The 4,924-nt window shown below is 77.1% G+C and carries 3 protein-coding genes and 1 pseudogene; all 4 read left to right on the top strand.

What is annotated here, in order from left to right; translation table 11 throughout:
* Positions 1-1,605: pseudogene (locus GTR00_RS14600) on the top strand (hypothetical protein); the annotation flags it as partial.
* Positions 1,606-1,612: 7 nt separating this feature from the next.
* Positions 1,613-2,938 (top strand): hypothetical protein, encoded by a 1,326-nt coding sequence (locus GTR00_RS14595; protein ID WP_205705837.1) that lies wholly within the window; start codon positions 1,613-1,615, stop codon positions 2,936-2,938.
* Positions 2,939-2,962: 24 nt separating this feature from the next.
* Positions 2,963-3,613 (top strand): hypothetical protein, encoded by a 651-nt coding sequence (locus GTR00_RS14590; RefSeq protein WP_166612331.1) that lies wholly within the window; start codon positions 2,963-2,965, stop codon positions 3,611-3,613.
* Between the two features lie 16 nt (positions 3,614-3,629).
* Positions 3,630-4,922 carry a hypothetical protein gene (locus tag GTR00_RS14585; RefSeq protein ID WP_166612330.1) on the top strand — a complete coding sequence of 431 codons (1,293 nt, stop codon included), beginning with the start codon at positions 3,630-3,632 and terminating at the stop codon, positions 4,920-4,922.
* The last annotated feature ends 2 nt before the right edge of the window (positions 4,923-4,924 follow it).

Genomic DNA, 4,924 nt, shown 5'->3' with positions numbered 1-4,924 from the left:
GTCCCCGGCCCGGCCGCGGCCACCGCCCCCGACCCGGGTGCCGCGGCGGGTGCGGAGCCGGCGGCGGCCGAGCCGGCGGCCGCGGAGGAGTTCTGGAGCTCCGCAGCGCTGTCCGCCGAGCTCGACGAGCGCCTCGCCGAGGTGGCCCTCGGCGGGGCCGGGGTGGACACCGGGCGGTTGTCCGCCGAGCTGGAGGCCGCCGGGACCGGCGCGGCCGGGGCGGGCCCGGTCGCCGCCCTGGACGGGGCGCGGCAGCGGCTGGCGCAGCAGCTGGCCGAGGCGGAGCCGGGGCGGGCACCGGTGAGCGAGATGGAGGAGTTCATCCCCGTGGTGATGGCCGCCATGAAGGTCGTCAAGCTCGGCGTGCGGGTCATCGGCCGCAAACGCGTCGTCGACCTCCTCGCCGGGCTCCTGGCCACGCTCGTGCAGGGCATGGTGGGGCCGCAGGCCGCCCGGCAGCTGTCCCGCCACGTCGCCGACGCGGGGCTGCGCCTGCTGGGGCTGGAGGCCGAGCGGGGTCCCGGCGCCCTCCTGGGCACCGAGGCCCTGGTCGCCACCACCGAGGACACCCTGCGGGAGGTGCTCGCACTGCCCCCCGCCTCCCTGGGCAACGAGCTCCTCCTGGAGGCGGCGGTGCAGCAGGCGTTCACCGCCGCGGCCGTCCGCCACGTGCCCGCCGCGGCCCTGCGCGCCGACCTCGCCGAGGCGGAGACCGACGGCGAGCAGGGGATCTGGGTCATGTTCCCCCGCAACGCCTCCGCCCCCCGGTACCGCTACAAGAAGTTCTCCGTCGTCGAACCCCTCACGCTGACCCGACCCCGGGCCCGGGCCGTCGTCTTCGCCGAGGGGGAGACCTTGGAGGACCGCCTCCTCGACGCCGGTGTGCGTTCCTGGCCCGTGCGGGCCGAGGCCAGCTTCTACGAGTTCCTGCCCGGCGCGGGGTACGGGCACCTGGCCGCCTTCGAGGCCGAGGGGGAGGAGGGCTACAGCAGGACGGCGCTGGAGTTCTCCGAGGTGGCCGCCACGGCCGTGCCCTCTCCGACAGCGCCGCCGTCCACGGACGCGGCCGGCCCGGGCCCCCGGCCGGTGCCCGCGCGCAGCTCCCGGCCCGGTGCGCGCGCGGTGCGCATCCAGGTCCCCGGGCTACCGCTGCCGGCGCGCCGGCCCTTCACGCTGCGCCTGCGCGAGGAGGGCGGCCGCCCGCACCTGCGCCTCGACCTGCACCTCAGCGAACGACGCGCCGACCGGATCGCCGGGCACCTGCGGGCCCGCCGCCCCGTCGACGTCGTCGCGGAGCTGCGCGGGGTGCTGGGCGGGCCCCTGCGCCCGGCCGTGGGCGCGCGGCTGCAGGAGGTGCTCACCCGCCGCGGCCTCGGCGGTGCCGGGAGCGGCCGGCGCCTGGCGGACCTCGTGGCGGAGTCCGCGCTGCGCGCCGTGGCGCAACAGCTCCCGACGGCCGCCGCGGCCTTCACCAGTGCCGCCCAGGACCCGGCCCCCGGCATGACGTTGACCTTCACCTGGACCTTCGCCGGCCGCGGGGCCCTGGCGCGCGGGCAGGCCGGGGACCCCGGGCTCGCCGTGCACGCCGGGGTGCACCGGGGATGAGGTCGACGTGGCTGCGGGCCTGATCGGTGCCGGTGCGGGCGGGGGACCGGCCCCCGTGCGGCCGGGCGCGGCGCCCGGGGCGGTGGTGCGCCAGCTGCGGGCCGAGATCACCCACTGGCGCCTGGCGGCCGAGGCGCTGGCCGACCTCGAGGAGGTCGCCGCGGCCGAGGCGTGGGCCAGCCTGGAGACCTACCTGCACGCCGACGTCCGCGCCCGCCTGACCGCGGTGGTCGCCGCGCTCGTGGGCCGGGCCCGCGGCCTGCAGGCGGCGGCCGCGGCCGGGTCCGACCCCGGCGCGCTGCGCGCGGGCGTGCTGGCCCTGCGGCAGGCCTACCTCCAGGTCGAGACCGTCCTGGACTTCTACGGTGACGCCGTCAACTCCCGCACCAGCCCGTCGCTGCGGGGGATCCTGCGCGGGCTGGACGTCCTCGCCGGCGACTCGCTGGCCGCGACCCTGGGGCCCCTAGGCATCCAGGGCCCACCGGCCCTGGTCTACGTGGACAAGGGTCTCGGGGCCTCCATCCTGCGCGCCGGGGTGCGCCTGTGGGACCAGGCGCACCCCTCACCGGCGGCGGCCGTCAAGCTCACCCGCCACAACCTGTCGCACCCCACGGCCCTGCTGCACGAGACGGGGCACCAGGTCGCCCACCTCACCGGCTGGACCGGCGAGCTGGCGGCCGCGCTGCACGCCGCGCTGCGGAAGCGGTCGGGAGAGGTCGCGGAGCTGTGGGCGTCCTGGGCCGGGGAGGTCGCCGCCGACGTGCACGCCTTCGCCCAGGCGGGCTGGGCGCCCCTCGTCGCCCTGGCCAACGTCGTCGACGCACCCGGCGCGGAGGTGTTCCGCATCCGCTTCGGCGACCCGCACCCCCCGGCCTGGGTGCGGGTGCTGTTCAACGCCGCCCTGTGCAGCAGCTGGTACGGCAGCGGCCCCTGGGACACCGTCGCGGAGGCCTGGTGGCGCCGGCACCCGCCCTCGGCGGCCGGCGACGAGCTCGGCCGCGTCGCCACCCTCAGCGTCGAGGCCTTCCCGGCGCTGGTGGACGTCTGCACCCGCCACCCGGCGCGGGCCTTCGCCGGTGCACCGCTGGCCGCGGTCTGCGACCCCGCGCAGGTGTCACCGGCGGCGCTGGCCGCCCTCGCGGCGCAGGCCGGCCCCTCCCTGCTGACGTCCACCTACCTCCGCCGGCGCCGTCCCCTGCAGGTCCTGGCCCTGCTGAGCACCCGGGCCGTCGACGACCCCGACCACGCCGCGGAACACCGCCACGCCCTGCGCGCGTGGATCCGCGACCTGGGTGCGGACGCCGCACCCGCCAGCGCCCACCGCGTCGCCTGAGCGGCCACACCGCAGGAGGACACCGTGCCCAACCCCACGCAGGACAAGCTGCTGGAGCAGCTCGTCAACCTCACGGCGGCCGTGCAGCGCCTGGCCGAGGCGAGCTCGGTGCCCGCCGTCGCCGTCCGGGACGTCTCCCACGCCGAGGCCGTCCGCCAGCGCGTCGCCTTCGGCTACCGCGTACTGGGAACCCTCACCGGGCGGGTCAGCTCGCCCAGCGGCGGCGAGTTCGACGTCCTGGTCGTGCGCACGTTCCGCTGGCGCTCCCTCGTCGTCTTCCCCGACCTGCCGCCCGGTGCGCGCTGGGTGGAGCTGCGGCGCGGCGGCAAGGTGGAGGTGCTGCGCGTGGAGGAGCCCGACGGGCGCTCCGCGGCGGACGACGGGAAGGGCGCGCTCGCCGACCCGTGGAGCGCGCGCCCCGGCTGGGTGCGGCCACGGGCCTTCACCGACGCGGAGATGATCGGCTCCGTGGTCTTCCTGCGCACCCGGCGGGGACCGCTCATCGCCTTCGGGCCCCGCCTCCTCCCGCTGCCCGCCGGTGCGGGGTCCGCCCCGGAGGACCTGCTGGCGACGCTGGGGGCCGCCGCCCCGCCCGACGCGGGACCGCCCCCGGGCACCGACCCCGCGGAACCCGACGCCGGGTCCCCGGCACCGGCCGGCACCCCGACCTCGTGAGAACAGGACAGCGGCCATGTTCCTCAGCCTCGCCAAGCTCTTCGCCGACGCGGGCGGCACCCGCGAGCAGGCCCTGCTCGTCCACCCCCTCCAGCTGAGCCGGTGGCTGGACGAGGCGTGGACCGGTGCCCGCCTCGTCCCCGAACTGCCCGTCGGGACGACCTCGACCAAGGCGCCCTTCCTCGGCGACGACGCCATCATCGGGGCGCTCGGGCTGCCGCAGCAGCCGCCACCGCCGGTGCTGCTGGCCCCCTCGGGCATCACCGTGCCCGACCAGGACTCCTGGTCGCCGGTGACCGGGCCGCCCGGGACGGGCGGCATCGGCCTGTTCTGGCACCACCTCGTCTACGCCTACCTCGTCGAGAGCACCGGCGCCGTCGAGATCTTCTCCGAGGTCCTGCGCCGCCTCCTCGCCGGGGAGACCCTGGGGACCCTCTCCGCCGACGGCGCACGCTGGCTGCGCAGCACCGAAGAGCTGTTCTTCCGCGACCCCCCGCTGTTCTCCATCACGGGGACGGTCAGCGAGGTCCGCCCCAGCGCGCGCACCAACCGGCGCAACGCCTACTGGCGGATGTTCGGGCTGGACCTACCGCACCCGCTGCCCGCCGCGGCGACGGGCGCGGCGGCCGACTGGAAGGCGCACGTCGGGCTCGGCGCGAACACCGACTTCCGCGCCAAGTGGTCGGAGCTGCTGCGCCAAACGTGGCACGGCCTGGAGAACTCGGCCAACACCTCCGGCAGCAACCCCACCGACCCCTCCTACATCTCCTTCCTGTGTACCGCGCTGAAGGACATGCTGAACAACCGCCGCCGCGGCGGGTTGCTGGCGCGGGAGGAGTTCGTCCACGTCACGGTCCTGAGCTGGTTCCACCTGACCCTGCAGGAGGACACGGCCATCGTGCGCGACCTCAAGGCGGAGGCCACCAGCCCCGCCGACCGGCTCGCGCTGATCGCCCAGCGGGTCGGCATGGCCCCGGCGGCGCGCTCGCGGGAGCTGCTGGAGCTGGCCGAGCCGATGTCCAGCGTGCTGCGGGCCGTCGAGTTGGGCATGTTCGACGACCCCGTGGCCGCGTCGGCGCTCTACGACGACGGCGACACCCTCGGCGTGGAGATGCGCGACCTGGTCAACCTGTGGCAGTCCGCCACCGGGGACCGCGTGAAGGACCGGCCCACCGGCACCCCGACACCCGTCAGCGCCCAGCCCCTGCGGATCCCCACGACCGCCGCGGTGCCGGTCGCGGTCCCCGCACCGCCGCGACCGCAGGCGGTGGCGACGCCGCTGAGCGCGTCGAACGGCGCGAGGGGCTGAGC

Source organism: Kineococcus indalonis (assembly GCF_009906395.1).
Lineage (GTDB): Bacteria > Actinomycetota > Actinomycetes > Actinomycetales > Kineococcaceae > Kineococcus > Kineococcus indalonis.
This window is presented reverse-complemented; position numbering and strand designations above follow the sequence as displayed.

Bases quoted from the DNA above. Each gene is read 5' to 3' on its own strand.
- GTR00_RS14585 (WP_166612330.1), top strand. From the start codon at position 3,630: ATGTTCCTCAGCCTCGCCAAGCTCTTCGCCGACGCGGGCGGCACCCGC.